Raw genomic sequence first — 26,651 nt, 5'->3', positions numbered from 1 at the left:
CACGGGCGGCGACGATCTTCCAGACCGGCTGGGGGTAGTCCACCGGGAAGTGGCGGGTAGTCCACCGGGAGATGGTCGGCGGCACGCGGTCCCCGCGACCGTCTGCCGGTGAACTACCCTCCGACTCCATGAGTGCGATCGAGGGCGTCAGCGAGATCTTCGACCCCGAGGCGTGGGACGTCGTCCCCGGCTTCGAGGACCTGACCGACCTGACCTACCACCGGGCCCGCGCGCACGGCACGGTCCGGATCGCCTTCGACCGCCCGGACGTGCTCAACGCCTTCCGTCCGCACACGGTCGACGAGCTGCTGCGCACGCTGGAGCACGCGCGGCAGTCGGCCGACGTCGGGTGCGTGATCCTCACCGGCAACGGCCCGAGCGCGAAGAACGGCAAGTGGGCCTTCTGCACCGGCGGCGACCAGCGCATCCGCGGGCGAGCGGGCTACCAGTACGAGACCGACGGGCACACTGACGCCGGCGCCGAGCCCCACCCGATCGACAAGGCCAGGCTCGCCCGCCTGCACATCCTCGAGTGCCAGCGGCTGATCCGCTTCATGCCGAAGGTCGTCATCTGCGTCGTCCCGGGCTGGGCCGCCGGCGGCGGTCACAGCCTGCACGCGGTCGCCGACCTCACGCTGGCCAGCCGGGAGCACGCGCGCTTCAAGCAGACCGACGCCGACGTCGGCTCCTTCGACGGCGGCTACGGCTCGGCCTACCTCGCCCGCCAGGTGGGTCAGAAGTTCGCCCGCGAGATCTTCTTCCTCGGCGACGAGTACGACGCCGAGACGATGCACCACATGGGCGCCGTCAACCGCGTCGTCGACCACGCCGACCTCGAGCGCGAGGCGCTGGAGTGGGGGCGCAAGATCAACGGCAAGTCGCCCACCGCGCAGCGGATGCTGAAGTACTCCTTCAACCTCCTCGACGACGGCCTCGTCGGCCAGCAGCTCTTCGCCGGCGAGACCACCCGCCTGGCCTACATGACCGACGAGGCGCAGGAGGGCCGCGACCAGTTCCTCGAGAAGCGCGAGCCCGACTGGTCGCCCTACCCCTGGTACTACTGAGCCCGGCATGATGGCGCCGTGAAGATCGACCTCACGGTCGCCGCGATCCCGGCGTTCGTCGGCGCCATGGCGGCCGAGTACGCCTGGCAGCGCACGCACCCGGTCGCGCCGGGCACCCGCGCGGGCGACTACCAGCTGGCCGACACCGTCGCGAGCCTCAGCATGGGCGTCGGCAGCCTCGCCGCGCCCTACGTCGCGCGCCGCCTGCTGGACCCTGTCACCCTCGGCCTCGGCCGGCACGGCCGGACCCTGCTCGCGATCGGCGCGGCGACGGCGGCGCTGACCACGGTCGGCGACGTCGTACGCCGTCGGGTGCGCGACGGCGCGCTTCCCGACCCGCAGACGGTGCCCGCCGACGTGCGCGAGGTCCAGGAGGAGCTGGCGCAGATCCGGCAGGCGCCGCCCACCCGGACGGACCGTACGCCGCCCACGCTCCGTCGCGTCCACGGCGGGCTCGCCGTCAGCGCGGTCGCGTCGACGGCGCTGATCACCTCGACCACCTGGGCGGCGATGACGTCGGGCAAACGGCTCCACGCCCGGTCACCGCTCGACCTCGGCACCGGCCACTGGGCGCTCCTGGCCGCGGTCCTCGGCTGGGACTTCATCTACTACTGGAACCACCGGCTCAGCCACGAGAGCCGCTGGCTGTGGGCGGTGCACTCGGTCCATCACTCCAGCGAGCGCTACAACCTCTCGACCGCGCTGCGGCAGCCGGTCGCCGAGGGCGTGACGCTCACCGTTCCCTACGGCCTGCTCGCGCTGGCCGGCGTACGCCCCGCGCTCATCGAGCAGGCGCGCGGCATCAACCTGATCTACCAGTTCTGGATCCACACCGAGGCCATCCAGCGGCTCGGGTGGGTGGAGAAGGTCTTCAACACCCCGTCGCACCACCGGGTGCACCACGGCTCCAACCGCGACTACCTCGACCGCAACCACGGCAGCATCCTCATCCTCTGGGACCGCCTGTTCGGGACCTTCGAGGAGGAGGACGAGCCGGTCGTCTACGGCTTGACCTCCAACATCGACACGTTCGACCCGGTGCGGATCGCGACCCACGAGTGGCGCGACATCGCCGCCGACGTCGCCGCGGCCGAGTCCTGGCACGACCGCTGGTCGTTCCTGCTGCGGCCGCCGGGATGGGCGTACGCCCGTCGCCCGGCCGCCGGCGTCGCCTGACGCCTCAGCTCGTCGCGAGGCTGTGGTTGTCGATCTCCGGGTAGTGGCGGCGGATGTTCACCTTGCGCTCGAGCTCGCCGATGATCGCGGGCGCGAAGTTGACGTCGTAGAGCGCCTGGGCGCTGCCGAGGCCGCCGGGGCTGAAGACGTTGATCTCCATCAGCTTGTCGCCGACGATGTCGAGGCCGACGAGGAACATCCCGTCGCTGACGAGCTTGGGACGCACCACCTCGACCATCTCCAGCATCGCGTCGGTGACGTGGACCTTCTCCGCCTTGCCGCCAGCGGACATGTTGGAGCGGATGTCCTTGGTCTTGTTGGTGCGGCGGAAGGCGGCGTACTCCCCCTGGTGCATCAGCGGCTGGCCGTTCATCACGAACATGCGCACGTCGCCGTTGACCGCCTCGGGGAGGTACTCCTGCGCCACGACGTAGCCGTCGCGCGAGATGGCCTCGATGATCTGGGTGAGGTTCGGCGCCTCCTTGCGGTCGACGAGGAAGACGCCGGCGCCGCCCGAGCCCTGGAGCGGCTTGAGGACCGCCTTGCCGCCGAGGTCGGAGATGAACTCCTCGATCATGCCCTCGTCGCGCGAGATCAGCGTGCGGGGACGCACGACCTCTGGGAAGTGCTGGAAGTAGGCCTTCGACAGCGCGTTGGCGAGGCTGGTCGGGTCGTTGACCACGAGCACGCCGCTGGAGGCGATGAGCTGGCCGAAGGCGACGCCGGCGTTGTTGCGCCACGGGTCCGACTCGGCGTCGTCGGCCGGGTCGTTGCGCAGCATCACCACGTCGAACTCCTCGAGGCCGAGCAGCTGCTCGACCTCGGGCTTCTGGATGTCGGAGAGGTGGCGCTCGAGGGAGCGGTACGACTTCGCGTCGCCGGCGCGGGCCTTGGTGCTGAGCGAGCCGTCGGGCAGGTAGGCGAAGTCGCCGATGCCCATGTACCACGCCTCGTGGCCCATCTCCTTGGCTGCCATGGCGAGGCGGTTGGTGGTGTACTCCGCCTTCTCCGTCTCGATGTCGTTGACGACGAATCCGATCTTCATGCGTGTCCCTCCAGGAGTGTCCCGAGATCCTCGGTCCCGGCCGCGCGGGCCAGGTTGGCGTGGGTCGCCGGGTCGTGCAGGTAGCGCGGCAGCACCCGGGGCGGGCGCAGCAGGCCGCGGTCCTCCAGGTCGCCGATGAGCGGCAGGTCGCGCAACGAGAACTTGCCCAGCCAGAGCTGGTCGAGCGAGCCGTCGGCGCCGAGGTGCTCGAGCAGCTCGACGAGGCCGCGCAGGTAGATCGCGTCCTTGGTCATCCCACCGGAGCGGTAGACCCGCATCACGGTCGTCCACGCGCTGCCCTCGGGGAAGCCGTCGGCGACCAGCGCCTCGTGGGCCTCGGCGAAGCTCGCGCCGCCGATCATCCGGTGCACGGTCACGACGCGGCTGGCGAGCTGGCGCAGCCGGAAGGCGGTCAGGCCGCCGCACGCGATCTCGGCGAGGACCGCGAGGCCCTCCTGCGTCTCGTCGTAGCCGGCCAGTCCGACACCGAGCACCTTGATCGGCTGGTGGCTGCCGTTGGCCTGGGTGACGAGGTGGGTGCCGACCTCGTGGTGGAGCAGCGCCTGCGCGCGGGCGCGCTGCACCTTGGTCTCGGGTCCGATGAGCAGGGTGTCGCCGGAGACCATCACGCCGTTGACGTCGGTGCGGATCTCGGCGTGCATGTCGAGGTCCGGGTCCTCGGTGCGGTAGTGAGCGATCTCGTCCTCGGCCAGGGCGAGGAACTCCTCGGCGTCGAGCGCCTCGTCTGCTGCCTCGGTGCGGGTGATGCCCGCGAGCAGCGTCTCGGCCTGCGTGCGCAGCGAGGGCGACACCCCGCCGTAGAGCTCCACGCTCAGTGGCAGGAAGTCGTCGGTGTCGCGCGCCTCGAGCATGTCGAGCTGAAGCTCCATCTCGCGGTGCTTGGCGCGCAGCAGCTGGCCCAGCACCGGGTCCTCGACCTCGCCGACGTCGATCGCGTCGAGCTCGGCGCGGACGACGTCGGGGTCGGTGTCGAGCTCGCGGTAGGTGAAGGCGGGGTCGGGGTCCCGGCCCTCGAGGAAGTCGTCGCGCAGGTCGTCGGCGTCGACCGGGGTGACCTCGAGGAGGAAGCGGAAGCTCTGCGACAGCAGCGCGAGGCGGTGGTCGACCGCGAGGTCGGCGGCGCTCAGCCCGGCGTCGCCACCGCTCACCGCAGCCTCCCCAGCTCCTCGTGGAGACCGGGCAGCGCGGCCGCGAGGCCCTCCTGCGCGTTGCGCAGCCGCGCCTCGTCGAGCTCGCCGGACCACTCGTCCATGAAGGTCTTCTTGAACTCCAGGGCCAGCACGCACCCGACCCGGGGATAGCGGTCGTGCACCCACCACGCCAGGTTGCGGCCCTCGAAGGCGACGTTCTCGCGGGCGTCGAGCGGACCGCAACCGAGCGAGGCGTCGCGCAGGTCGCCCATGAAGCGCTCCACCAGCGGACCGAAGAGGTCGTGGTCGAGGCTGCCGGTGCCGACGTTGACCTCGGGGTTGTCCGACGACGGCGCTGGTGGGGCGTCGGCCCCGTCGCGGCGGTGGTTGTAGGAGTGCACGTCGAGGAGCACGAACGGACCCCGCTCGGCCAGCGCGTCGAGCCGCGGCGCGAGGGCGTCGTAGAAGGCGTCGTACGTCTCGAGGCTGCCCTCGAAGAGCTCGTCGGACAGCACGCCGTCGCGCCACACCTCCAGGCCCCAGCAGTCCTCGGGCCGGCGGTAGACCGCCTCGCGCCGCGGCCGGTTGAGGTCGGCCTCGAAGCGCGAGCGGGTGGTCACCACCCGGTCCGGCACGACCGCGGCGATGCGGTCGGTGTGGGGGTCCTCCTCGCGGAACCGCTCGGTCTCGTCGAGCACCATCGCCGCGGCGATGTCCGGGCGCAGCTCGTGCCCGGCGTGCACCGAGGTCGCCACCACGGGCCCGCTCCAGTCACCGACGAACGCGACGGCGTCCGACGTCCCTCCCAAGGTCGTCATGGTCGACTGTCTACCGGAGTCCCGGACCGCGGTGCACACCTCGCGCCTCCCTAGGGGTGGGGACTGGTAGTAATGGACGCGTGCGCGTCGTGGTCCTCACCGGTGCCGGCATCTCCGCCGAGAGCGGGCTGTCGACCTTCCGCGACTCCGGCGGGCTGTGGGAGGGCCACGACCCGATGCAGGTGGCCACCCCCGAGGCGTACGCCGACGACCCCGGGCTCGTGCAGCGCTTCTACGACCAGCGGCGCGCGGCGCTCCCGAGGGTGCGTCCCAACGCGGCCCACGAGGCGCTCGTGCGACTCGAGGACGCGCTCGGCGACGACCTCCTCGTCGTCACCCAGAACGTCGACGACCTCCACGAGCGGGCCGGGTCGCGACGGGTGCACCACATCCACGGGCGGCTGCGCTCGGCGTGGTGCACGACCTGCGACGCGCGCCACGGGTGGGACGGGCCGCTGCGCCACGAGCCGCCGTGCCCGACCTGCGAGGAGCCGACACTGCGGCCCGACATCGTCTGGTTCGGCGAGATCCCCTACGGCATGGACGTGGTGGAGCAGGCGCTGTGGGACTGCGACCTCTTCGTCTCCATCGGCACCTCCGGCGTCGTCTACCCCGCCGCGGCCTTCGTGCACTGGGCACGCGGCGCGACCCTCGAGCTCAACCTCGAGCCGAGCGCGACCGCCACGGACTTCGGGCAGTCACGTCATGGTCCGGCCACCCGCCTGGTCCCCGCCTGGGTGGACGAGCTGCTCGGCTGACGTGCCCCCGGACTTGACCAGTTCGCCTGCGCCCGACGCCGCCGCGTGATGTGATCGACCGGCTCGTCATCAGGGGGGACGTCATGCGCAAGGTCCAGAAGATCGTCGTCGCGCTGTCCGTCGCGTGCGCCGCGACCGGGTGCAGCGTGTACGACGACCTCACGACCTCCGACTTCGCCAAGCAGGACGGCGACGCGATCGTCGCCGCCGCCAGCGAGGCGATGCTGGACGTGCAGAGCATGCGCATCACCGGCCAGGCGCGCTCGAAGGGCAACCAGGTCTTCATCGACCTCCGGCTCGACCGGGAGGACAACTGCACCGGGGCGGTCCGCCTCGGTGGCAGCAACATCGACATCCGCCGGGTGGGCGACCGCGTCTGGCTCAAGGGCGAGTCCGGCGCCTACAACCGGTTGAGCAGCACCCCGCTGCCCCGCTACCTCCTCGAGAAGCTGAGCACGACCTGGTTGCTCTTCGAGGACGACCAGGAGATGCGCAGGCTCTGCGACCTCGAGGACCTCCTCCAGTCCTTCGAGGTCGTCGACCTCGTCGAGGACGACGAGTCCGACGGGGGCAAGGGGAAGGGGAAGGGGAAGGGCAAGGACCGCACCGACGACCTCTCCGGGGACGTGCCGACCACCGTCGGTGACGAGACCAGCGAGGACGGACAGAAGGTCGTGCAGCTCAGCGGCAGCCCCGGGGGCCAGCACGAGGAGCTGGCCTGGGTGCGCAGCGAGGCCCCGCACCACGTCGTACGCCTCGAGTCGACCTCGACCCAGGACGGTGGGTCGATCGCGTTCTCCGAGTTCGACGAGGAGTTCGAGGTCGAGGTCCCGAAGGACAAGGACGTCATGCGCCCCTAGTCACCGGTGCGCCAGCTCGACGCGCCCCGCGGCGTCGGCGTGCGGGGCGTGGCGTCCGGGGCCAGCGGACGGAAGTGCAGGCGTACGGCCGTGCCGCGCCCGAGCGTCGACTCGACCTCCACGGTGCCGCCGTGGCGCTGCATGATCTCGCGCACGATGCCCAGGCCCAGCCCGGTGCCGGGACGCATCAGCGCCTCGTCGTTGGTGGACCGGAACAGCGGCGTGAAGAGCTTCTCCTGGTCGGGCCCGGAGATGCCGATGCCCTCGTCCTTGCACGCGAACGACAGGCCGCCGTCGTGGCGGCGTTCGATCCCGAGCCAGATCTCGTCGTCCTGGTCGGAGTACTTCACGGCGTTGTCGACCAGGTTGGTGATCGCGCTGGCGATCTCGCGCGGGTCGGCGAGCACGATGGCCTCGCGCGTGTCGCCGACGAGGTGCAGGGTGATCCCACGGCGCTCGGCCACGGCCGCCATCGAGGTCAGCGTCTCCTCCACGATCGGCAGCAGGTCGATGCGCCGCATCGTGGGCGGGTGCTGCGGGTCGCTGACCCGCGACAGCATGGCCAGGCCCTCCAGCAGGTCGCCGAGCCGCTCGCTCCCGCGCAGGATCGCCTGCGCCCGCCGGCGGTCGCGCTCGTCCACGAAGTCGCTGGTGGCGAGGAACTCGGCGTTGGCGGAGATGACCGTCATCGGGTTGTTGATCTCGTGGGTGAGCTCGCGCAGGAACCGGTGGCGCGACTCCTCGAGCTCGCGCAGCTCGGTCAGCAGCCGGCGTTCGCGCTGGGTGGCGTGCGCGTTGGCGATTGCGCGGCCCAGGTCGTGACCGAGCTCGAGCGCGGCGACGCCCTCGCCGTCGGTCCAGCGCCGCGACCCGGTGCGGCGCGCGCACATCAGCATGCCCAGCACCTGGTCGTCGACGCCGACCGGCGCGACGACGACGGCCTCGAAGCCGGCGGTGCGCAGGGCGTCGGTGAACCAGTCGGCGTGCGAGGTGTCGAGCTCGGGGTCACCCCAGACGTGACCGGCCTCGATGATCAGCACGCGCTGCTCGGCCCACGCCCGCGCGGCCGCCTCGTCGAGCGCACGGCGCACGTCGGGGGCGATCTGCAGGCCCAGGCTGTCAGGCGTCTCGGCGTCCGGCTCGATGAAGACGTGGATCTCCAGCTCGTCGACCGACAGCGCGCCGAGCAGCGTCGAGCGCGCCTCGCGCAGCAGGTGGCCGACGTCGTGGCGGGCGGGGTTGGAACGGGCGAGGCGGCGGGTGGCGCGGATGACGCGCATGTGGTCGGCGTACTCCTCGCGCTCCACGAGCGTCACCACGGAGCGCAGCGTCATCGCCAGCTCGTCGGAGATCTCGAGCAGGCGGGCCTTGTCGGGACGCTTCAGGTCGTTCGGGACGTCCAGGTAGAGCAGCGCGCGCAGGTCCCCGCGCTCGTCGGCGATCTGCGCGACGAGCATGTCCATCGGGTGCCAGTCGTCCGGCTCGCCCGTGGTGGGGATGTCGGGGACGACGACCACGCCGTCGATGCGGTCGCGGGTCGCGTCGGAGAGGAGCTCGTCGGGGATCCACAGGAAGTTGCCGAAGGCCTCCCCGTCCGTGAAGACGCCCTGCATGTCCGAGAGCCGGGAGGCCGTGCCGAGGCGCTCCTCGGCGTTGGTCATGTCGCCGTAGATGGCGACGAACTCCAGCAGGCCCTTGGGGCGGACGACCTCGATGGCGCACACACGGAAGCCGGCGCGGGTGGCGGCGTCGCGGGCGAGGGCGTGCATCAGCGCTCGCGCACGCGCGTCGCCCCAGCTCAGGTCGCGCGTCCTGCGCTCACCCGACCCACCCTTTTCCATGCCGCACTCGTCCTCCCACCCGCCATGGGGATGGTAGGCGCGCGATGGTGACTCCGGGACTTTTTCCCAAGTCTTGACCTTCGGTGCCCGACATCGGTCGATGACGGCAGTGGCTCACCGCTCGCGCCGGCCGGCTTCCGCCGGGAGCCACACCGCGAAGGTGGTGCCCTCACCCAGCACCGACTCGACCTCGACGGTGCCGTGGTGGCCGGTGACCACCCGCTCGGTGATCGCCAGGCCCAGCCCGGTGCCGGGTCGCCGGCGCGCCTCGGGCCGGGCGGAGCGGAAGAAGGGGGTGAAGACGTCGCCGAGCTCAGCGGCGGCGATGCCGATCCCGGTGTCCGCGCACGTGAGGCGTACGCCGTCGCGCCCGTCGACGACCTCCGGCGCCAGGCGTACGTCGACCCGGCCGCCCGCGGCGGTGTACTTCAGGGCGTTGGAGAGCAGGTTGGTCACCAGGCGCTGCAGGCCCGCGAGCTCGCCCTCGACGACGAGGCCCTCGGTGACGTCGGCGTGCATCTCCAGACCGCCGAGGGCCGCCGTCGGCGCGAGGAACTGGCAGCTCTCGCCCACCAGCGCGGAGAGGTCCACCGGCGCCGGCGAGGTGGGCCGCTCGGGGTCGCTGACGGTGGCGAGCGCCATCAGGTCCTCGATCATGTCCTCGATCCGCCGGGCGGCGCGGTCCATCGCCTGCACCGACTCGTCGCGCTCGTCGTCGTCCGGCTCCAGGGACAGCAGCTCCAGGTTGGTCCACAGCACGCTCACCGGGTTGCGCAGCTCGTGGGCCAGCGTCATGACCATGTCGCGGCGGTAGTCGTTGGTGGCGCGGAGCTCGGCGTTGAGGGCGCGCTCGCGCTCCACCAGTCGCGCCTCGAGCAGCATCCGGGCGATGTCGGAGGCCACGACGCTGGCGGCCATGATCTCGGAGGCGATCCACCGCGGCGCGTCGGGCGCGCGGCCCATCGCCAGGGTGCCGAGGTAGTCGTCGCCGGCGCCGATGGGCACCAGCAACCCCGACCCGAGCCCGTGGGTGTCGAGGAGCCGGGTGAGCGAGGGCGGGGTCTCGATGGACTCCTCCTGCATGCTCCACGTCCGCTGGCGCTCGACGACGACGTGCCCGCGCCGGCGCCACTGGCGCCGCATCAGCTCGGTCACCTCGCCGCGGTCGGCCTCGAGCTCGGCGATGACGGTGGACTCCGAGATCACGTCGACGGTCGCGACGTCCATCGCGTCCACCATCGCCTCCGACAGCGCTGCGAGGAGCTCCTCCTCGCCCAGCCCCGGTCGTACGCTCTCGATGGCGCGCCGCGCCTGCGTGACCATGCGCACCTGCTCGCCGTAGAGCTCGCGCTCGACGATGCTGATCACGGCCTCGAAGAGCACGCCCGCCCCGGCGTTGATCTCCGCGACGCTCTCGGGCGTCGGTCGCAGGCCGGACAGGGGCTCGTCGAGGTAGAGCATGCCGCGCAGCTCGCCGTCCTCGTTGAGGAGCATCCGCACCAGCTGGTCGTCGGGGTCCCACCCGTCGGGCAGGTCGGACGCGGGCACGTCGGGCTTGTGGCCGTACTCGTCCAGCCACGCCCGCGTCTCCCCGTCGAGCCGCTCGCTCGGGATGTGGCGCCAACCAGCCATCTCGTCGCCGAGGTGATGGATGTGGTTGAGCTCGAGGGGGGACGCCTTGCCGAGCATCTTGTCGCGAGCGGCATCGTCCCCGGCGATCGCGACGAACTCGAGGTAGCCGTCGGAGCGGAGCGCCTCGATCGCCACGACCTTGTGGGCGGCGCGGGTGGCGATGTCCTCCGCGACGGCGTGCAGGACCGCGCGCTGGGCGTCGTTGCCCCAGGCGCGTCCTCGCGGGCGTACGAATGCCCCGCTGTCTTCGCTCACGTGCTGCTCCCGCTCCCTCAGAGCCACTGGAGGCGACGTTACGCGCGTGGTGGCTCCTCCGGCAGCAAGTCGGGATGTTCGGTGGCTCAGGTGACCCGCGGGTAACATAGGCCGCATGAAGCGTGAGATCTACGACGAGGACCACGAGGCCTTCCGCGCCTCGGTCAAGCAGTTCCTGGACCGCGAGGTCGCCCCGTACCTGGAGGCGTACGCCGACAACCACGGCCTGGACCGCGCCTTCTGGACCGCGGCGGGCAAGCAGGGGTTCCTGGGCCTGGAGATCCCCGACGAGTTCGGAGGCTCCGAGGCCGGCGACTACCGCTTCAACGCGGTGCTCACCGAGGAGCTCGCCAAGGTCAACATGACCCTGCCGAGCTGCGTGGGCATCCACGCCGACATCACCGTCCCCTACCTGGTGCACCTCACCAACGACGAGCAGAAGGCACGCTGGCTGCCCGGCTGTGCGTCGGGCGAGATCGTCACCGCCATCGGCATGACCGAGCCCGGCGGCGGCTCCGACCTGGCCAACCTCAAGACCACGGCCGTCCGCGACGGGGACGACTGGATCCTCAACGGGTCGAAGACCTTCATCACCAACGGCGGCTCGGCCGACATCGTGCTCGTCGCGGCGCGCACCAGCCCGGAGAAGAAGGCCAAGGGCATCTCGCTGTTCGCCGTCGACACCACGCTGGAGGGCTTCAGCGTCGGCCGGGTCCTCGACAAGGTCGGGCAGGACGAGTCCGACACCGCCGAGCTCGCCTTCGACAACGTGCGCGTGAGCAACGACGACCTGGTCGGCCCGCTCGACACCGGCTTCATCTCGATGATGCAGTTCCTGCCGCAGGAACGCCTCGGCTCGGCGATCACCAACCTCGCCCACGCCAAGCAGATCCTCGAGGAGACCGTCCAGTACGCCAAGGACCGCCAGGCCTTCGGCCAGCCGATCGGCTCCTTCCAGAACACCCAGTTCCTGCTGGCCGACCTCGTCACCCGCGTCGACGTCACCCAGGCCTTCGTGGACCAGTGCGTCCTCGCGCACACCAAGCAGGAGCTGACGCCGGTCGACGCCGCGAAGGCGAAGTGGTGGACCTCGCAGGTGCAGAACGACGTCCTCGACCACTGCGTGCAGGTCCACGGCGGCTACGGCTACATGAACGAGTACCGCGTGGCCCGCGCCTGGCGCGACGCCCGGGTGACGAAGATCTGGGCCGGCTCCAACGAGATCATGAAGATGCTGATCGGGCGCGACCTCGGCTTGTAGGGGGCCTCTGAGCACAGCCTCACCTTCGTTGCGCGGCCCCGGTCGCGGGGCGAGGATCGTAGACGTGAGCCTCGAGATCGGAACCGACGAAGAGCCGCAGCACTTCCACGACGACATGGGCGACGACGTCGGCGCGCGGCTGAACTGGCTGCGTGCCGCGGTGCTGGGCGCCAACGACGGCATCGTGTCGACCGCCGGGGTCGTGATGGGCGTCGCGGGCGCCACCGACGACAGCGGCGCGATCGTGATCGCGGGCATCGCCGCCCTGACGGCGGGCGCGCTGAGCATGGGCACCGGGGAGTACGTCTCGGTGAGCACCCAGCGGGACTCCGAGAAGGCGCTCCTCGCCCTCGAGGCGCGCGAGCTCGAGCGGATGCCGGAGACCGAGCAGTCCGAGCTGGCCCGGATGTACCAGGACAAGGGACTCTCGCGCGCGACCGCCGAGCGCGTCGCCGCGGAGCTGACCGAGAAGGACGCGCTGCGCGCCCACGCCGACATCGAGTTCGGCATCGACCCCGACAACCTCACCAACCCGTGGCACGCGGCCTGGGCCTCGATGATCGCGTTCACGATCGGTGCGCTGCTGCCGCTGCTGATCGTGGCCTTCGTGCCCGACGGCGTACGCATCCTCGTGACGGTGCTCAGCGTCGTGGCCGCGCTCGCGCTGACCGGCTTCGTCAGCGCGCGGATCGGCTACAGCCCGCGCCTGCCTGCCGTGGTCCGCAACGTGTCGGGCGGCCTGCTCGCGATGGGCGTGACCTACGCGATCGGCATGCTCGCCGGCACCCAGCTGGGCTGACGCCGGCGACCGTACGCCGTCAGGCCGGCACCGGCCCGGTGGAGCTGCGCATGATGAGCTCGGGCGCGAAGAGGTACTCCCGCGACGCCACCGGGTCGCCGCCGATGGCGTCCGCGAGCGCGGCCACGGCCGTGCCACCCATCGGTGCGACGGGCTGGCGCACGGTGGTGAGCGGCGGGTCGAGGAAGGCGACGAGGGGCGAGTCGTCGAAGCCGACCACCGAGACGTCGCCGGGCACCGTGAGGCCTTGCGCGCGGGCCGCGCGGATCGCGCCGATGGCCATCATGTCCGAGCCGCAGACGACAGCGGTCGCCCCCTGCTCGAGCAGCTGGGTGGTCGCCGCGGCGCCGCCCTCGACGGAGAAGATCGTCTCCGCGATCCAGCTGCGCGCCTCGGCCTCGGGGAGCCCGAGGTGGCGGCGCAGCGCGGCGACGAAGCCCTCGTGCTTGCGTGCCGAGGGCATGAAGCGCGCCGGGCCGATGGCCAGGCCGATCCTGCGGTGGCCGAGGTGGCAGAGGTGGGCGACGGCGATGTCCATCGCGACCCGGTCGTCGGCGGAGATGAAGGGCGCGTCGATGCCGTCGACGTAGCCGTTGATGAAGACGACGGGCAGACCGCGCTCGAGCAGGACGCGGTAGCGGTCGTGGTCGGCGCGGGTGTCGGCGTGCTTGCCGGAGACGAAGATGATCCCGGCGACACCGTGGTCGAGCAGCGACTCGACGTACTCGTCCTCCGACAGGCTGCCAGGTGACTGGGTGCAGAGCACGGGCGTGAAACGTCGGCGGGCGAGGGCGTCCTCGATGACCTGCGCGAAGGCGGGGAAGATGGGGTTCTCCAGCTCGGGCACCACCAGGCCGACGAGCCCGGCGCTGCGCTGGCGCAGCTGGGTGGGGCGCTCGTAGCCGAGCACGTCGAGGGCGGTGATCACCGCCTGTCGGGTGCTCTCGCTGACACCCGGCTTGGAGTTGAGCACACGGCTGACGGTGGCCTCGCTCACGCGGGCCTCCGCAGCGATCTGGGCCAGCGTTGCCATGGCGCAATGAAAGCACCGTGCGCGACCCTTGCACACACATTGCAAGGTCTTTCAGATTCTGAATGTTCTTGCTAGCCTCCGGTGACCGTCATCACAGCGTCCGGTCCGGACGCGCGTTCACCAGGAGAAATCGATGCGTCGATCCACCGCCGGCACCACCGGCATCGCCGTCGCCGCCCTCGCCCTCACGCTCGCAGCGTGCGGCAGCGACGGCGGGGACTCCGACACCAGCAGCGACGACGCGGGCGCCTCCGGCGACCTCAGCGCCGAGCTGACCTGGTGGGACACCTCGGACGCCACCAACGAGGCGCCCGCCTACGACGAGCTGATCAAGAAGTTCAACGAGGAGTACCCCGACGTCACGATCAACCACGAGACCGTGCCGTTCGACCAGACGCAGAACAAGTTCAAGACCGCGGCCGAGTCCGGCTCCGGTGCCCCGGACATCCTGCGCGCGGAGGTCGCCTGGACCCCCGAGTTCGCCTCGCTCGGCTACCTCTACGCCCTCGACGGCACCGCCGCGCTGGAGAACAACTTCCTGGAGACCCCGCTCTCGAGCAACGTCTACGAGGACAAGACGTACGGCGTCCCGCAGGTCACCGACACCCTCGGGCTGATGTACAACAAGGCCCTCTTCGAGGAGGCCGGCCTCGACCCCGAGGCCCCGCCGACCACGTGGGACGAGGTCCGCGAGGCGGCCAAGGCCCTCAAGAGCCAGGCCAAGGTCGACGGCATCTACCTCAACTCCGGCGGCTACTTCCTCCTGCCGTTCCTCTACGGCGAGGGCGCCGACCTCGTCGACAGCGAGGCGCAGGAGATCACCGTCAACAGCCCCGAGGCCGCAGCCGGCATCGAGGTCGCGGCCAGCATGGTCGAGGACGGCACGGCCGTGAAGCCCACCGCCAACGACCCCTACGGCACGATGATGACCCTGTTCAAGGAGCAGAAGGTCGCGATGATCATCAACGGCCCGTGGGAGGTCGCCGGCGTCAGCGACGACCCGAACTTCGGCGGCATCGAGAACCTCGGGGTCGCGCCCGTCCCCGCCGGCAGCGCCGGCCAGGGCGCCCCGGTGGGCGGCCACAACTACGTCGTCTACTCCGGCATGGACGACGAGAAGGCCGAGGCCGCCGCGGCCTTCATCGCCTTCATGAGCTCCGCCGAGTCTGAGGCCTTCATCGCCGACGAGCTCGGTCTGCTGCCCGGCAACGCCGACTCCTACGACATGGTGACCAACGAGCGGGTGGCCCTGTGGGCCGACGCGATGGAGGTCGCGCAGCCGCGTCCGTGGATCCCCGAGGGCGGTCAGTTCTTCGCCGCGCTCGACACGATGGCGACCGAGGTGCTCGTCCAGGGCAAGCCCGCCCAGGGCGCGCTGGACAAGGCCGCCGACACCTACAAGAGCGACGTGGTCCCGGACTACTCGCTCCGGTGACACCCCGCTGAGCCCCGAGCGGCCGGCCCCGGAGTCCCCGGGTCCGGCCGCTCGACCCAGCCCGACCTCTCGACGACGGAGACAGTCAGTTGCGCAAGAGCTTCGACAAGCACTGGTACGCGTGGGCCATGGTGCTGCCCACCGTGGTGGTGCTCGGCGTCCTGGTCTTCTACCCCCTCGTGCAGGGTGTGTGGCAGTCGTTCACCGACCTCAACGAGTCCAACCAGCGCGAGGAGATCTGCACGAAGATCCTCGGCGGCGCGGAGACCTGCGAGCCGAACCCCGACGCCGCGAGGTTCGTCGGTCTCGACAACTACGTCGACATCCTCACCGGCGCGCAGGGCAGCTTCTGGCTCCAGCTCACCAACACCCTGGTGTGGACGGTGGCGTGCGTCGCGCTGCACTACGGCATCGGCCTGGGGCTGGCGGTCATCCTCAACCGCAACTTCCGCTTCCGCGGCTTCTACCGCGTCGCGCTGATCCTGCCGTGGGCGGTGCCGTCCTTCGTCGCGGCCTTCGCCTGGCGCTTCATCTTCGACGAGCGCTTCGGCATCATCAACGGCGTGCTGCGCGCTGTCGGCATCGACCCGGTGTCGTGGTTCGAGCAGCGTTGGACCTCGCTGTTCACCGCGATCGTGGCCAACGTCTGGCTCGGCGTGCCGTTCATGATGGTCGCCCTGCTCGGCGGCCTCCAGTCGATCAACGGCGACCTCTACGAGGCGGCCGAGATCGACGGTGCCACCCCGTGGCAGCGCTTCGTCAACATCACGCTCCCGGGCCTGCGCCCGGTGTCGTCCACGGTGATCCTGCTCGGCACCATCTGGACCTTCAACATGTTCCCGATCATCTACTTCGTCACCCGCGGGCAGCCGGCCGGCTCGACCGAGATCCTGGTGACCGGCGCCTACCGGGCGGCCTTCGAGGGCATCCGCGACTACTCGCTCGCGGCCACCTACGGCGTGCTGATCCTGTCGATCCTCGTCGTCTACGCCAGCGCCTACAAGCGCATGCTGGCCAAGCAGGGAGAGGTGTTCTGATGACCACGATGCCCCCGGCCGCCGTGGCCGCCGACCCCGTCGAGACCGTCGCCGGGACGCGTACGCCGCTCCCGCGCCGCCGCCGTGACCGCTCGGTCGGCGCCAGCGTCGCGCTGCACGGCACGCTCGTCGTCGCGACCTTCATCGCGCTCTTCCCGATCCTGTGGGTCGTGCTGAGCTCGATCAAGCCCGCCAGCGAGATCCGCCGCACGGAGGTCGAGCTCTTCTCCAGCCCGACCCTCGACAACTACCGACGCCTGCTGACCGAGACCGACTTCCCGACCTGGTTCGCCAACTCGGTGGTCGTGGCAGCCTTCACGATGGTCATCGGCATCGCGATGTCGGCGACCGCGGGCTACGCGCTGAGCCGCTTCAACTTCCCCGGCAAGCGCGGCCTGATGTGGGTCTTCCTGCTCACCCAGATGTTCCCGGTGGCGATCCTGATCGTGCCGATCTACACGATCATGGCCAACCTCGGGCTGATCGACACCAAGCTGTCGCTGATCATCGCCTACTGCACGGTGGCCGTGCCGTTCTGCGCGTGGATGCTGCGCGGCTACTTCGACACCATTCCGCGCGAGCTCGACGAGGCCGCCGCGCTGGACGGGCTCGGCCCCTTCAGCACCTTCTGGCGGATCATCCTGCCGCTGGCCCGTCCGGGCCTGGCGGTGACAGCGTTCTACACGTTCCTCACCGCGTGGGGCGAGGTGGCGTACGCCATCGCCTTCATGCAGGGCAGCGACCACTACACGCTCGGCGCCGGGCTGCAGCAGTTCGTCCCGCAGTTCAGCCCCCGGTGGGAGCTGCTGACCGCGGGCGCGGTGCTCATCACGGTGCCGGCCGCGATCGTGTTCTTCTTCGCCCAGCGCCACCTCGTGGCCGGGCTGACCGCGGGCGGCACGAAGGGCTGAGCGCCCTCAGCCGAGGGCGGCGACGATCTCGTTGACCTTGTCCTTGGCGTCGCCGAAGAGCATCTGGGCGTTGTCCTTGAAGAACAGCGGGTTCTGCACGCCGGCGTAGCCGGTGGCCATCGACCGCTTGAAGACGATGACGTCGCGGGCGTTCCAGACCTCGAGCACCGGCATCCCGGCGATGGGCGAGCCGGGCTCCTCCATCGCCGCGGGGTTGACGGTGTCGTTGGCGCCGATCACGAGGACGACGTCGACGTCGGGGAGGTCGTCGTTGATCTCGTCCATCTCCAGCACGATGTCGTAGGGCACCTTGGCCTCGGCGAGCAGGACGTTCATGTGGCCGGGCAGTCGGCCGGCGACGGGGTGGATGCCGAAGCGGACGTCGACGCCCTTCTCCCGCAGCCGCTTGGTCATCTCCGCGACCGGGTACTGCGCCTGCGCGACCGCCATGCCGTAGCCGGGCGTGATGACGACCGACGAGGCACCGGCCAGCATCTCGGCAACGTCGGCGGCCTGGATCTCGCGGTGCTCGCCGTAGTCGCGGGCCTCCCCGCTGACGGTGCCGTCGGAGCCGAAGCCGCCGGCGATGACGCTCACGAAGGAGCGGTTCATCGCCTTGCACATGATGTAGCTGAGGATCGCACCCGAGGAGCCGACCAGCGCGCCGGTGATGATGAGCAGGTCGTTGCCGAGCATGAAGCCCGCAGCCGCGGCGGCCCAGCCGCTGTAGCTGTTGAGCATCGACACCACGACCGGCATGTCACCGCCGCCGATCGCGGCGACGAGGTGGAAGCCGAGGAACAGCGCGAGTGCGGTCATCACCAGCAGCGGCACCAGCCCGAGCACCAGCTCGCCGTCGAGCGCGACGAACCAGACCATGAGCAGCACCGAGACGACGATGACGGCGAGGTTGAGCTGGTGGCGCCGGGGCAGGACCAGCGGGGCGGACGACATCCGTCCGCTGAGCTTGGCCCAGGCCACGATCGACCCGGTGAAGGTGACCGCGCCGATGAACACGCCGATGAAGACCTCGGCGTCGTGGACGCCGTCGGCGAAGCCCTCGTACTCCAGGTAGGAGTTGATGCCGACCAGCACGGCGGCGAGACCGACGAAGCTGTGCAGCATCGCGACGAGCTCGGGCATCCCGGTCATCTCGACCGTGCGGGCCCGCCAGGCCCCCACCGCAGCACCGGCGCCCATCATCAGGAGCACCAGCAGGAGGGTGACGGCGAAGCTGCGCTCGTCGAGGAGCTCGGCCTTCTGGGCCGCCAGGAGGAGGGTGGCCACCAGGGCGAGCGCCATGCCGGCCATGCCGGCGATGTTGCCCACCTTGGCGGTCTCGTGCCGCGAGAGGCCGGCCAGCGCAGAGATGAAGAGCAGCCCGGCGATGATGTAGGCGCCGGTGACGAAGCCGAACAGGTTGTCGGAGGCCAGGAAGTCGCTCACGTCAGTCCTTCCTGAACATCTCGAGCATGCGCAGCGTCACGAGGAAGCCTCCGAAGATGTTGATGCTCGCCACGAAGACCGCGACGAGCGCGAGCAGCATCACGACGAGGTTGTCGCTGCCGACCTGGAGGATCCCGCCGACCAGGATGATCCCGGAGATGGCGTTCGTCTCCGCCATGAGCGGCGTGTGCAGGGCGTGCGAGACGTTCGAGATGACGTAGTAGCCGACGACGACTGCGAGTGCGAAGACCGTGAAGTGGCCGAGGAAGCTGCCCGGCGCGAGCGAGGCCACCACCGCGAAGACCGCGGCGCCGAGCCCTGCGGCGTACCACTTCCGCCTCTGGTCGACCGGCTTCGGAGGCGCCTTCTCGACCGGCATCACCTTCGTCGCTTCGGCCGGGGCTGCGGAGACCTGGACCGGGGGCGGTGGCCACATCGTGGTGCCGTCACGGGTGACGGTGATGCCGCGCTGGACCACGTCGTCCATGTCGAGGGTGAGGACGCCGTCCTTGGCAGGGGTGAGCAGCTTGAGGAGGTTGACGATGTTGGTGCCGTAGAGCTGGCTGGTCTGCGCCGCGAGACGACCGGCGAGATCGGTGTAGCCCAGGACGGTCACGCCGTTGGCGGTGACCACGCGCTCGTCCTTGACCGTGGCGTCGACGTTGCCGCCGTTGGCGGCCGCCATGTCCACGACCACCGAGCCGGGCTTCATGGCCGCGACCGTCTCGGCGCTGATCAACTGCGGGGCGGGGCGGCCGGGGATCAGCGCGGTGGTGATGACGATGTCGGCGGCGCGCGCCTCCTCGTCGTACATCGCCGCGGTGGCGGTCTCCTGCTCGGCGGTCATCTCCTTGGCGTAGCCGTCGGAGGAGACCTCCTGCTCCATGTCGACAGTGACGAACTCCGCGCCCATCGACCGGACCTGCTCGGCCACCTCGGGGCGTACGTCGAACGCGCGCACGATCGCGCCCAGCGAACCCGCGGCACCGATGGCGGCGAGCCCCGCGACACCGGCGCCGACGACGAAGACGCGCGCCGGCGGGACCTTGCCGGCCGCGGTGACCTGGCCGGTGAAGAGCCGGCCGAACTCGTGGGCCGCCTCGATCACCGCGCGGTAGCCCGCGACGTTGGCCATCGAGGACAGCACGTCCATCGACTGCGCCCGGGAGATGCGCGGCACCGCGTCCATCGCGAGCGCGGTCACGCCTGCGGCGGACAGCCGCTCGACGAGCTCGGGGCTGCGGGCCGGCGCCATCAGTGCGATCACCGTCGCGCCGCGGCGCAGTCGACCGATCTCCTCGTCGGTGGGGGCGTTGACCTTCACGACGACGTCGCTCGACCAGACCTCCTCGCCCGTGCCGACGAGGATGTCCGCGTCGGCGTACGCCGCGTCCGGCTGGTCGGCCGCAGTGCCTGCGCCCTGCTCGACCACGACGTCGTAGCCCAGCGACACCAGCTGTGACGCCGTCTTCGCCGTCGCGGCGACGAGGGTCTCGCCGGGTCGTGACTCACGTGGGATGCCGATGCGCACTGCTGCCTCCTGGGTGGGGGCTCCGGACCTGGTCGGGACCAGAGCGGCGTGCGGGCCGGGGCACAACGTACCGAAACGCAGGCCGCTGTCACCGGCATCTCAGGTGGCGCGCGTCACACGTCTGCTCACCCTTCGGGGTCAGGCGGGCGCGACCGCGGGCGACGAGCACGGTTGAATGGCCGCTGACCGACATCGACGAGCAGGAGCTCAACGTGAACAAGACCGAACTGCGTGACGCCATCGCCTCGCACGCCGAGCTGACCAACGCCCAGGCCGACAAGGCACTCGAGGCCGTCATCACCTCCATCACCACCGCTGTCGCCGGTGGCGACAAGGTGACCGTGCCGGGCTTCGGGACGTTCGAGTCCCGTGAGCGCTCGGCGCGCACGGGCCGCAACCCGCAGACCGGCGAGACGATGGAGATCGCCGCCAGCAAGGCGCCCGCCTTCAAGCCGGCTGCTGCGTTCAAGAACGCCGTCAACGGCTGACCTGAGGCACCACCACTCGGCCCCGTGAGGACTCCTCACGGGGCCGAGGTGCGTGATGACAACCGTGCGGGCCGATGGCCGACAGCACCAACCGCGCGAACAAGATCGGTGTCATCGCGTGCGGGACGACGATCAAGGGCAGGAGGAGCCGGGACGAGCTCTACGTCGACTCCCCGTACCGCGGCCTCGGCTCGTGGACCGCGCAGCGGTGAGGAGCGCTCAGCCCTGACGGCTGAGACCAAGGATGTCGAGGATTGCTTCCCCACCGTCCAGGATCCCGCCGACCGCCCCCTCCTGGTCGTCCGCTCCAGGTGGCGTCGTGTGGGGGTTGTCAGTGAGGCGAACGTCGCGGCAGCCGTAGTCGTCCACGACCAGTCCGGTGAGGTCGCCACCGTGGTTGTAGACCACCAGCCAGCGCGGCCCCAAGTCAGCGTTGCATCCCTCGCTGCGGTCAGCGGGGTGCAGTCCGCCCAGTGCATCTCGCAAGTGAGGAAGGTCAGCAGAGTCGACGGGCGTGGGCTGATCGGATCGTCGCCACTCGTACACGGCCCCGCCACTCGTCGTGGTGGCGGCGTCGAAGGGGTCGTACTGGCACACCCACGCCTCGTTCGGGCTCAAGAGGCTCGGGTGGTCGTCAGCGACCTCCTGGACACCGAACCCGTGTCCTGACGGGTCGTCACCCGTGGGCAACTCGTCAGGGCAGGGCCGGTTGGCGGCGTCGGCCAGTTCGAAGGGCCGTACCTCTGGCTTGTCGGCGGTCGACGTTCCCGACCACTGCACTCCGCACCCCATGAGAACCACGGCTGCCGATGCAGAGCCGAGGAACGCACCGACTGGCCTGATCCGACCCATGGCGGGTGGGCGCCCGCTGAAGACCGAAGGAAGGTGCAGGTTCGGCGGCATGGCTGTCCGACGCTCTCACGACGCCGCTGGTTGCATCTTGGACCGCCTGAACCCACACCGCAGGCAGCTCCACCCCTACCTCCGCTGCTGCAAAGCGACGGGAGCGTTCTTGTTCTGCAGACGCGCCCGCGGCCCCGTCAGCTCGTGGCCGGCGGGGTGTGGGGCGGGGTCATCTTCGAGGTGACGGGATCCGGGGCGGTTTCGGGTCGGGCGGGTCGAGTGCGGTGGTGCCAGTCGAATCTCGCCGGTAGCGGTGCCCGTGCGGACTCGTCCACTCGAACACCCCGGGCGCGACCATGTCGTAGCGCCAGGCGGTGTGGGTCTTGACCCGGTGGTGGAACCGGCACAAGGCGCCCAGGTTCTCGGTCCACGTCGGGCCCGGCTGGGGTCTGCCTTCCGCGTCGGCGTCATGGTCGTACTCGGTGACGTGGTCGACGTCGCACCCCCGTGCAGGGCGGGAGCAGAACGGGAACACGCACGTGCGATCGCGGAGGACCACGCGCTCACGGATCCGGTCCGGGATGTCGTAACCGGGCGAGTACTTCTCCTGGTTGAGGTCGATGACGGGCTTGACCGTGACTTTCGTACGCGAGTCGCCACACCACGACTTCAGCTGCTCGAGCAGCAGCAGCCGCTGGCCCTCCTCCAGCCGCCCGATCCGCTCGAAGACCGTGGCGTCGCCGGCCATGGTGGCGTCGAAGTGGGCGTGGAGGACGACCTCGCGTGCCGCGGGGAGGTCTGGTCTCGATACGCCGGCTCGTTCCTCACCGGCTACTCGACCACCAGCAACCTCGTGGAGGTCGAGCGCGGTCTGCGTCCGGGCGAGGTCGCCGAGTGCCTTGGCCCTGCGGGCATCCAACGACTCCTGGGAGCCGAGGGCTTTCTGCGTCGCCGCCCCGTGGGCGAGGGCCTGGTGGAGGTCGAGTCCGTCGGCGAGGTCGATCTCTGCCTCGAGCCGCACGGTGCCGGCGAAGTGCACGTCCTCGTCGTGGATCGTGACGTGGCGCGGGTCGACATGGAGGTACCCGTCCTCCGGATCCGCGGCCGGGTCCACGCCTGCGAGGTCGAACCGCTTGATCGTCTCGGCCACGAGGCGATCCAGCTGCGCAGGTCCGATCCGACCGGCGACCGCGGCGACCTGCGCGTCGACGAACCGCGCCGCCTCCACGGTGAGCGCGGGAGTCGCGTGGATCGTCACCTCCGCAACGGCCCGGGCCCGCCAGGCGGGGACCGATCCGGCGTGGACCTGTGCCCACAGTCGGGGGAGGCGGTGGCGGAGCTCGAGGGCGTGCCCGATCAGCTTCTTCGCCGACACCGAGGTGATGCCCAGGACGGTGCCGAGCTCGGCGACGCAGAACTCCGCGACCAGCGGCGCCCCAGGTCCGGCAATGGGCTCCTCGTGCTCACACCCCGGCACGGTGAACGAAGCGGCGGAGTGGATGGACTCAGGTGGGTGGAGGTCGGCCCACCGGGCAGCGAGGTCGAGCTGCCGGGCGGCTTCGGTGTTCTCGATCGACCGAGAAGCCTTGATGGAGGCGAGCAGGGCTGCGGGGCCAAGGGCGTCTGCCCCGGCCTCGGCCTCTGCTTCCAGCTCCTCGATCATGCGTTCGACTCTAGATGAGGGGTCCGACAACGGCCCCGGTCTCGATACGCCGTCGCTCGTCCCTCGCTCCGGCTGCTCGACCACCGGCGGAAGGAGGTTGGGCTACTCGACCACCGGGGGAAGGAGGCTCGCTACTCGACCACCGAGACGGTGGGGTCAGTGCGCGACGCCGTACAGCCGGTCGCCGGCGTCGCCGAGGCCCGGGACGATGTAGCCCTTCTCGTTGAGCTTCTCGTCCTGCGCGGCCGTGACGACCGTGACCGGGACGTCGAGGCCCTCGAGGCCCTTCTCCAGGTTGGCCACGCCCTCGGGGGCGACGAGCAGGCAGATCGCGGTGATGTCGTCGGCGCCGCGGTCGGTGAGGAAGCGGATCGCGGCGGCCAGCGTGCCGCCGGTGGCGAGCATGGGGTCGAGGACGTAGCACTGACGCCCGGACAGGTCCTCGGGGAGGCGCTCGGCGTACGTCGACGCCTCGAGCGTCTCCTCGTTGCGCACCATGCCGAGGAAGCCGACCTCAGCCGTCGGCAGGAGCCGCATCATGCCGTCGAGCATGCCGAGCCCGGCGCGCAGGATCGGGACGACCATCGGCTTGGGCTGGGCGAGGTAGACGCCCGTGGTCGGACCGACCGGCGTGATGATGTCCATCGGGTCGACGCGCACCTCGCGGGTCGCCTCGTAGGCCAGGAGCGTCACGAGCTCGTCGGTCAGCCGGCGGAAGGTCGGCGAGTCGGTGTTCTCGTCGCGGAGGACGGTGAGCTTGTGGGAGACGAGGGGGTGGTTCACCACGTGCAGGCGCATGGCGCTCACCCTAGTGGGTCCGGGTCCCGGCGGATCGCTCCCGCGAGAGGGTTGGCGGACCCTGTGGTTTCTGCGACATTGGATGTCCGATTGACGGTGGGGAGGCCGGTCATGTCCGAGCAGAGCGGCGAGATCGACTTCGCGCTGGCCGCGTTCGTCGAGGACGGCGCCTGGCAGGTGCAGGACATCGCCCCACCGGCCTTCGAGAGCATCGAGGCACTGAGCCATGCGCTGCGCCACGTGTCGGGTGAGTCCGGGGCAGTCGGCATGGTCGCGGTCGACGAGGACTTCTTCGTGCTCGTCCGGGTCGACCGCACCACGACCCGCGTGCTGCTCTCCGACGTCACCGCCGCCGACGAGTGGGAGCTGGCCCAGTCGGCGATGGACTTCCTCGGCCTCCCGCCCCCGGAGGACGACGACATCCAGGTGCCCGCGGGCGACCTCGACCTCCTCGCCGACCTCGGCCTGCACGCGATCGACATGGGCGCGCTGCTCGATGACGTCGAGGCCTACCCCGACGAGGTGCTGTCCGACATCGCCCGCCGCCTCGGCTTCGGCGAGCTCTTCGACGACGCCGTGGGCCTGACCTCGGCATGACGCGCGTGGACACCTGGGACGGCGCCATGCGCCTGGCCCTCACCGAGGCGCGCACCGCGCTGGCCGGCGACGACGTACCTGTCGGCGCGGTCGTCCTCGACGCCGACGGCACCGTCATCGGCACCGGCCGCAACACCCGCGAGTCCGACGCCGACCCGACCGGCCACGCGGAGGTCGTCGCGCTGCGGGCGGCGGCGGCCGCCCGCGGTGAGTGGCGGCTCACCGGGTGCACGCTCGTCGTCACCCTCGAGCCCTGCACGATGTGCGCCGGCGCGCTCGTCCTGGCGCGGGTGGACCGCGTCGTCTTCGGGGCGTACGACGACAAGCTGGGCGCCGTCGGGTCGCTGTGGGACGTCGTGCGCGACCGTCGGCTCAACCACCGGCCCGAGGTGGTCACCGGCGTGCTGGCCGCGGAGTCCACGGCGCTGCTGGACGAGTTCTTCTCCCGCCATCGCTCACCGGACGCCAGGTGACCACCGTCCGCCGCGCCACCGCCGCCGACGCCGAGGTGCTCGGCCGGCTGCTGTGGGACTTCAACACCGAGTTCGAGTCCGAGACCGACGACGCCGAGGTGCTGGGCGTCCGCTTCGCGCGGCTGCTGGGGCTCGACGGGATCGTGGCGGTGCTCGCCGAGGACGACGTACGCGGTGCGGTGGGGTTCGCGCTGCTCAGCCTGCGACCCGCCATCTGGTTCGACGGCCCGGTGTCGCAGCTCGAGGAGCTCTACGTCGTGCCGGACCTGCGTGACCAGGGCATCGGCACGCAGCTGCTGGAGCTGTCACGACGGATCGTGCGCGAGCTTGGGTCGCCCGAGATGCACATCAACGTCGACGAGGTCGACGCCGACACCCGCCGCTTCTACGAGCGGCACGGCTTCCGCACCATCGAGGAGGGCACCGACCACCGGATGCTCTGCTACATCGGGTCGACGTCCGAGGCGCCGAGCACCAGCTGATCACGGCTGGCGCGCAGGCGCTCGAGGTCGAAGGGTGACGTGCCCTCACGCTCGGCGGCGGCCAGGAGCTCGTCCACCTGCGTCCGGACGCGCGCGGCGGTCTCGGGCCCCGCGACCCGCGCGAGCCGACCGGCCAAGCGCAGCGCGGCCTTCACGACCTCGGGGTCCCCGGCGGCGTACAGCCTGAGGTCGTCGAACACCAGGTCCACTAGCTCGGCTCCGGACGGCAGCCGCCACACCAGGCGCACGACACCGGCGTCGTCGGCCCACCCGTCGCCCGGTGCGGGGTGCCGCATCGCCGGGACCAGCCCGCAGGCGAGCTCCTCCACCACGTTGCGTGCGGTGTAGGGGTCGTTCGTCGACGGCGACACCGCGCGCACCGCCATCTCGACCAGCTGCTGCACGGCGAACTCGACGTCCTGCGCCGGGGTGCGGGTGTCGCCGACGCGCACGTGGTCGCACACGACCCGGCTCATGCCCTCGGCGTCACCGCTCACCCGCGCCAGCGGCTCGCCCGCCATCACGTGCGTCCCCGGCGTGGCGACGAGCTCGGCCACGCCCACACCGGTCGCGGCGCGCACCAGGCCCGGGACGTCGACGAGGGTCACGAAGCCCGAGCGGGGCGCGAGGACGTCGGCCTCCGCGCCGGCGAGGGCAGCGGCGGGGACCCGGTCGTCGGCGGCGTCCCCGTAGAGGTCGTCGACCGCGGACTCGAGCTCGGCACGGACCCGCCGCACGAGCGTCGCGACCTGGATGACGTCGGAGATGTGGTGCAGGAAGTAGACCAGCGCCGCGACGCTGGCGAGGGCGAGGAGCAGCGCCCCGTAGACCGCGACGTGCGGCACGAAGGTGATGCCGTCGGAGGCGCCCTGGACACGGCGCAGCACCATCAGGCAGTAGACGAACGTGCCGACGAAGAGCCCCAGCACCCGCTGGTTGCTGCGGTCGGACATGAAGTTGCGCACCAGCCGCGGGCCGTAGGTCGACGACGCGGTCGCGATCACCGACATCGTGATCGAGAAGGTGGTGGCGGCCACGGCGAGGACCGAGCCCCCGATCGCGACGAGGATCCCACGGCTGCCCTCGACACCGAGCAGGAACGAGTCCGGCAGCACCTCGAGCGTCCGCGAGTCGAGCCACAGGTCCAGGACGATGACGCCCTGGGCGAGCACGATCGCGGCCACCACCATCACGCCGGGGACGAACCACATCGACTCGCGGAGCTGCGCGCCCCGCCACCAGGTCTTCACCTCG

At 70.7% G+C, this 26,651-nt stretch carries 26 protein-coding genes; 14 read left to right on the top strand and 12 right to left on the bottom strand.

Annotation, left to right across the window (positions count from 1 at the left end; all coding sequences use genetic code 11):
• The first annotated feature begins 128 nt into the window (after nucleotides 1-128).
• Together CFI00_RS01290 and CFI00_RS01285 are read left to right on the top strand one after the other, a co-directional pair.
• Complete coding sequence (locus tag CFI00_RS01290) at nucleotides 129-1,064, top strand: 1,4-dihydroxy-2-naphthoyl-CoA synthase (RefSeq protein ID WP_207083515.1); 936 nt, start codon at nucleotides 129-131, stop codon at nucleotides 1,062-1,064.
• Between the two features lie 18 nt (nucleotides 1,065-1,082).
• A complete protein-coding gene (locus tag CFI00_RS01285) occupies nucleotides 1,083-2,240 on the top strand; it encodes a sterol desaturase family protein (RefSeq protein WP_207083514.1) in 1,158 nt (385 codons plus the stop codon).
• A gap of 4 nt (nucleotides 2,241-2,244) precedes the next feature.
• Here the strand turns inward: CFI00_RS01285 and CFI00_RS01280 are convergent, their stop codons facing one another.
• Genes CFI00_RS01280 through CFI00_RS01270 form a run of 3 tightly spaced genes read right to left on the bottom strand, consistent with a single transcriptional unit; the run spans nucleotide 2,245 to nucleotide 5,254 of the window.
• Complete coding sequence (locus CFI00_RS01280; protein WP_207083513.1) at nucleotides 2,245-3,285, bottom strand: glutathione synthetase; 1,041 nt, start codon at nucleotides 3,283-3,285, stop codon at nucleotides 2,245-2,247.
• A complete protein-coding gene (locus tag CFI00_RS01275; protein ID WP_207083512.1) occupies nucleotides 3,282-4,454 on the bottom strand; it encodes a tyrosine/phenylalanine carboxypeptidase domain-containing protein in 1,173 nt (390 codons plus the stop codon). The genes CFI00_RS01280 and CFI00_RS01275 overlap by 4 nt, the downstream gene beginning before the upstream one ends.
• Nucleotides 4,451-5,254: an N-formylglutamate amidohydrolase gene (locus CFI00_RS01270; protein ID WP_207083511.1), complete on the bottom strand. Its 804-nt coding sequence runs from the start codon at nucleotides 5,252-5,254 to the stop codon at nucleotides 4,451-4,453. The genes CFI00_RS01275 and CFI00_RS01270 overlap by 4 nt, the downstream gene beginning before the upstream one ends.
• A gap of 80 nt (nucleotides 5,255-5,334) precedes the next feature.
• Here CFI00_RS01270 and CFI00_RS01265 point away from each other — a divergent pair, with 80 nt between their 5' ends.
• Together CFI00_RS01265 and CFI00_RS01260 are read left to right on the top strand one after the other, a co-directional pair.
• Nucleotides 5,335-6,012: an NAD-dependent deacylase gene (locus CFI00_RS01265; RefSeq protein ID WP_207083510.1), complete on the top strand. Its 678-nt coding sequence runs from the start codon at nucleotides 5,335-5,337 to the stop codon at nucleotides 6,010-6,012.
• A gap of 83 nt (nucleotides 6,013-6,095) precedes the next feature.
• Nucleotides 6,096-6,872, top strand: a complete 777-nt coding sequence (locus CFI00_RS01260) for a hypothetical protein (RefSeq protein WP_207083509.1) — start codon at nucleotides 6,096-6,098, stop codon at nucleotides 6,870-6,872.
• Here the strand turns inward: CFI00_RS01260 and CFI00_RS01255 are convergent.
• Both CFI00_RS01255 and CFI00_RS01250 read right to left on the bottom strand, forming a co-directional pair.
• The gene (locus tag CFI00_RS01255) at nucleotides 6,869-8,713 is read right to left on the bottom strand and encodes a GAF domain-containing sensor histidine kinase (protein WP_207083508.1); all 1,845 of its coding nucleotides are present in this window, start codon (nucleotides 8,711-8,713) and stop codon (nucleotides 6,869-6,871) included. The two genes, CFI00_RS01260 and CFI00_RS01255, sit on opposite strands and share 4 nt — an antisense overlap.
• A gap of 114 nt (nucleotides 8,714-8,827) precedes the next feature.
• Nucleotides 8,828-10,600, bottom strand: coding sequence for a HAMP domain-containing sensor histidine kinase (locus CFI00_RS01250; RefSeq protein WP_207083507.1), 1,773 nt, complete (start codon nucleotides 10,598-10,600; stop codon nucleotides 8,828-8,830).
• Nucleotides 10,601-10,715: 115 nt separating this feature from the next.
• Here CFI00_RS01250 and CFI00_RS01245 point away from each other — a divergent pair, with 115 nt between their 5' ends.
• Together CFI00_RS01245 and CFI00_RS01240 are read left to right on the top strand one after the other, a co-directional pair.
• Nucleotides 10,716-11,861 carry an acyl-CoA dehydrogenase family protein gene (locus CFI00_RS01245; RefSeq protein WP_207083506.1) on the top strand — a complete coding sequence of 382 codons (1,146 nt, stop codon included), beginning with the start codon at nucleotides 10,716-10,718 and terminating at the stop codon, nucleotides 11,859-11,861.
• A 64-nt stretch (nucleotides 11,862-11,925) separates the two neighbouring features.
• Nucleotides 11,926-12,660, top strand: coding sequence for a VIT family protein (locus tag CFI00_RS01240; protein ID WP_242532623.1), 735 nt, complete (start codon nucleotides 11,926-11,928; stop codon nucleotides 12,658-12,660).
• Between the two features lie 19 nt (nucleotides 12,661-12,679).
• Here CFI00_RS01240 and CFI00_RS01235 read toward each other — a convergent pair whose 3' ends face one another.
• Nucleotides 12,680-13,693 carry a LacI family DNA-binding transcriptional regulator gene (locus tag CFI00_RS01235; protein WP_207083505.1) on the bottom strand — a complete coding sequence of 338 codons (1,014 nt, stop codon included), beginning with the start codon at nucleotides 13,691-13,693 and terminating at the stop codon, nucleotides 12,680-12,682.
• Nucleotides 13,694-13,826: 133 nt separating this feature from the next.
• Here CFI00_RS01235 and CFI00_RS01230 point away from each other — a divergent pair, with 133 nt between their 5' ends.
• The 3 genes from CFI00_RS01230 to CFI00_RS01220 all read left to right on the top strand — a co-directional run bounded on the left by CFI00_RS01230 (nucleotide 13,827) and on the right by CFI00_RS01220 (nucleotide 17,076).
• Entirely contained in the window at nucleotides 13,827-15,128 is a 1,302-nt protein-coding gene (locus tag CFI00_RS01230) for an extracellular solute-binding protein (protein ID WP_207083504.1), read from the top strand.
• Nucleotides 15,129-15,217: 89 nt separating this feature from the next.
• A complete protein-coding gene (locus tag CFI00_RS01225) occupies nucleotides 15,218-16,165 on the top strand; it encodes a sugar ABC transporter permease (RefSeq protein ID WP_207083503.1) in 948 nt (315 codons plus the stop codon).
• Nucleotides 16,165-17,076: a carbohydrate ABC transporter permease gene (locus CFI00_RS01220; RefSeq protein WP_242532622.1), complete on the top strand. Its 912-nt coding sequence runs from the start codon at nucleotides 16,165-16,167 to the stop codon at nucleotides 17,074-17,076. Before CFI00_RS01225 ends, CFI00_RS01220 begins: the two co-directional genes overlap by 1 nt.
• Nucleotides 17,077-17,082: 6 nt before the next feature.
• Here the strand turns inward: CFI00_RS01220 and pntB are convergent, their stop codons facing one another.
• Together pntB and CFI00_RS01210 are read right to left on the bottom strand one after the other, a co-directional pair.
• The gene (pntB, locus tag CFI00_RS01215) at nucleotides 17,083-18,522 is read right to left on the bottom strand and encodes a Re/Si-specific NAD(P)(+) transhydrogenase subunit beta (protein WP_242532621.1); all 1,440 of its coding nucleotides are present in this window, start codon (nucleotides 18,520-18,522) and stop codon (nucleotides 17,083-17,085) included.
• 1 nt (nucleotide 18,523) lies between these two features.
• Nucleotides 18,524-20,053 (bottom strand): Re/Si-specific NAD(P)(+) transhydrogenase subunit alpha, encoded by a 1,530-nt coding sequence (locus tag CFI00_RS01210; RefSeq protein WP_207083502.1) that lies wholly within the window; start codon nucleotides 20,051-20,053, stop codon nucleotides 18,524-18,526.
• A 212-nt stretch (nucleotides 20,054-20,265) separates the two neighbouring features.
• On the opposite strand from CFI00_RS01210, the gene CFI00_RS01205 reads away from it, so the two are divergent.
• Both CFI00_RS01205 and CFI00_RS01200 read left to right on the top strand, forming a co-directional pair.
• Nucleotides 20,266-20,541, top strand: coding sequence for an HU family DNA-binding protein (locus tag CFI00_RS01205; protein WP_207083501.1), 276 nt, complete (start codon nucleotides 20,266-20,268; stop codon nucleotides 20,539-20,541).
• A 74-nt stretch (nucleotides 20,542-20,615) separates the two neighbouring features.
• Nucleotides 20,616-20,753: a hypothetical protein gene (locus CFI00_RS01200; protein WP_207083500.1), complete on the top strand. Its 138-nt coding sequence runs from the start codon at nucleotides 20,616-20,618 to the stop codon at nucleotides 20,751-20,753.
• 7 nt (nucleotides 20,754-20,760) lie between these two features.
• On the opposite strand, the gene CFI00_RS01195 is transcribed toward CFI00_RS01200, so the two are convergent.
• The 3 genes from CFI00_RS01195 to upp form a co-directional block, all read right to left on the bottom strand.
• Nucleotides 20,761-21,393 carry a hypothetical protein gene (locus tag CFI00_RS01195; protein ID WP_207083499.1) on the bottom strand — a complete coding sequence of 211 codons (633 nt, stop codon included), beginning with the start codon at nucleotides 21,391-21,393 and terminating at the stop codon, nucleotides 20,761-20,763.
• A 220-nt stretch (nucleotides 21,394-21,613) separates the two neighbouring features.
• Nucleotides 21,614-23,047, bottom strand: a complete 1,434-nt coding sequence (locus CFI00_RS01190) for an HNH endonuclease signature motif containing protein (RefSeq protein ID WP_207083498.1) — start codon at nucleotides 23,045-23,047, stop codon at nucleotides 21,614-21,616.
• Between the two features lie 156 nt (nucleotides 23,048-23,203).
• Nucleotides 23,204-23,845 carry a uracil phosphoribosyltransferase gene (gene upp / locus CFI00_RS01185; protein WP_207083497.1) on the bottom strand — a complete coding sequence of 214 codons (642 nt, stop codon included), beginning with the start codon at nucleotides 23,843-23,845 and terminating at the stop codon, nucleotides 23,204-23,206.
• Between the two features lie 111 nt (nucleotides 23,846-23,956).
• On the opposite strand from upp, the gene CFI00_RS01180 reads away from it, so the two are divergent.
• The 3 genes from CFI00_RS01180 to CFI00_RS01170 are packed head-to-tail and all read left to right on the top strand — an operon-like array spanning nucleotide 23,957 to nucleotide 25,397.
• Nucleotides 23,957-24,442, top strand: coding sequence for a tRNA adenosine deaminase-associated protein (locus CFI00_RS01180; protein ID WP_207083496.1), 486 nt, complete (start codon nucleotides 23,957-23,959; stop codon nucleotides 24,440-24,442).
• On the top strand, nucleotides 24,439-24,915 hold the full coding sequence (gene tadA / locus CFI00_RS01175; RefSeq protein WP_242532620.1) for a tRNA adenosine(34) deaminase TadA: 477 nt from the start codon (nucleotides 24,439-24,441) through the stop codon (nucleotides 24,913-24,915). The genes CFI00_RS01180 and tadA overlap by 4 nt, the downstream gene beginning before the upstream one ends.
• A complete protein-coding gene (locus CFI00_RS01170; RefSeq protein ID WP_207083495.1) occupies nucleotides 24,912-25,397 on the top strand; it encodes a GNAT family N-acetyltransferase in 486 nt (161 codons plus the stop codon). The genes tadA and CFI00_RS01170 overlap by 4 nt, the downstream gene beginning before the upstream one ends.
• Here CFI00_RS01170 and CFI00_RS01165 read toward each other — a convergent pair.
• Complete coding sequence (locus tag CFI00_RS01165) at nucleotides 25,358-26,647, bottom strand: DUF2254 domain-containing protein (protein ID WP_207083494.1); 1,290 nt, start codon at nucleotides 26,645-26,647, stop codon at nucleotides 25,358-25,360. The genes CFI00_RS01170 and CFI00_RS01165 overlap by 40 nt on opposite strands.
• Nucleotides 26,648-26,651: the final 4 nt, after the last annotated feature.

Origin of the sequence: Nocardioides sp. S5 (genome assembly GCF_017310035.1) — a bacterium.
Taxonomy (GTDB): domain Bacteria; phylum Actinomycetota; class Actinomycetes; order Propionibacteriales; family Nocardioidaceae; genus Nocardioides.
The sequence above is the reverse complement of the archived record's forward strand: the minus strand, read 5'-3'. Positions and strand labels throughout refer to the sequence as shown.

Bases quoted from the DNA above. Each gene is read 5' to 3' on its own strand.
- CFI00_RS01190 (WP_207083498.1), bottom strand. From the start codon at position 23,047: ATGATCGAGGAGCTGGAAGCAGAGGCCGAGGCCGGGGCAGACGCCCTT.
- tadA (WP_242532620.1), top strand. From the start codon at position 24,439: ATGACGCGCGTGGACACCTGGGACGGCGCCATGCGCCTGGCCCTCACC.
- CFI00_RS01200 (WP_207083500.1), top strand. From the start codon at position 20,616: ATGGCCGACAGCACCAACCGCGCGAACAAGATCGGTGTCATCGCGTGC.
- upp (WP_207083497.1), bottom strand. From the start codon at position 23,845: ATGCGCCTGCACGTGGTGAACCACCCCCTCGTCTCCCACAAGCTCACC.
- CFI00_RS01230 (WP_207083504.1), top strand. From the start codon at position 13,827: ATGCGTCGATCCACCGCCGGCACCACCGGCATCGCCGTCGCCGCCCTC.
- CFI00_RS01280 (WP_207083513.1), bottom strand. From the start codon at position 3,285: ATGAAGATCGGATTCGTCGTCAACGACATCGAGACGGAGAAGGCGGAG.
- CFI00_RS01180 (WP_207083496.1), top strand. From the start codon at position 23,957: ATGTCCGAGCAGAGCGGCGAGATCGACTTCGCGCTGGCCGCGTTCGTC.
- CFI00_RS01290 (WP_207083515.1), top strand. From the start codon at position 129: ATGAGTGCGATCGAGGGCGTCAGCGAGATCTTCGACCCCGAGGCGTGG.
- CFI00_RS01220 (WP_242532622.1), top strand. From the start codon at position 16,165: ATGACCACGATGCCCCCGGCCGCCGTGGCCGCCGACCCCGTCGAGACC.
- CFI00_RS01270 (WP_207083511.1), bottom strand. From the start codon at position 5,254: ATGACGACCTTGGGAGGGACGTCGGACGCCGTCGCGTTCGTCGGTGAC.
- CFI00_RS01245 (WP_207083506.1), top strand. From the start codon at position 10,716: ATGAAGCGTGAGATCTACGACGAGGACCACGAGGCCTTCCGCGCCTCG.
- CFI00_RS01235 (WP_207083505.1), bottom strand. From the start codon at position 13,693: ATGGCAACGCTGGCCCAGATCGCTGCGGAGGCCCGCGTGAGCGAGGCC.
- CFI00_RS01255 (WP_207083508.1), bottom strand. From the start codon at position 8,713: ATGGAAAAGGGTGGGTCGGGTGAGCGCAGGACGCGCGACCTGAGCTGG.
- CFI00_RS01260 (WP_207083509.1), top strand. From the start codon at position 6,096: ATGCGCAAGGTCCAGAAGATCGTCGTCGCGCTGTCCGTCGCGTGCGCC.
- CFI00_RS01195 (WP_207083499.1), bottom strand. From the start codon at position 21,393: ATGGGTCGGATCAGGCCAGTCGGTGCGTTCCTCGGCTCTGCATCGGCA.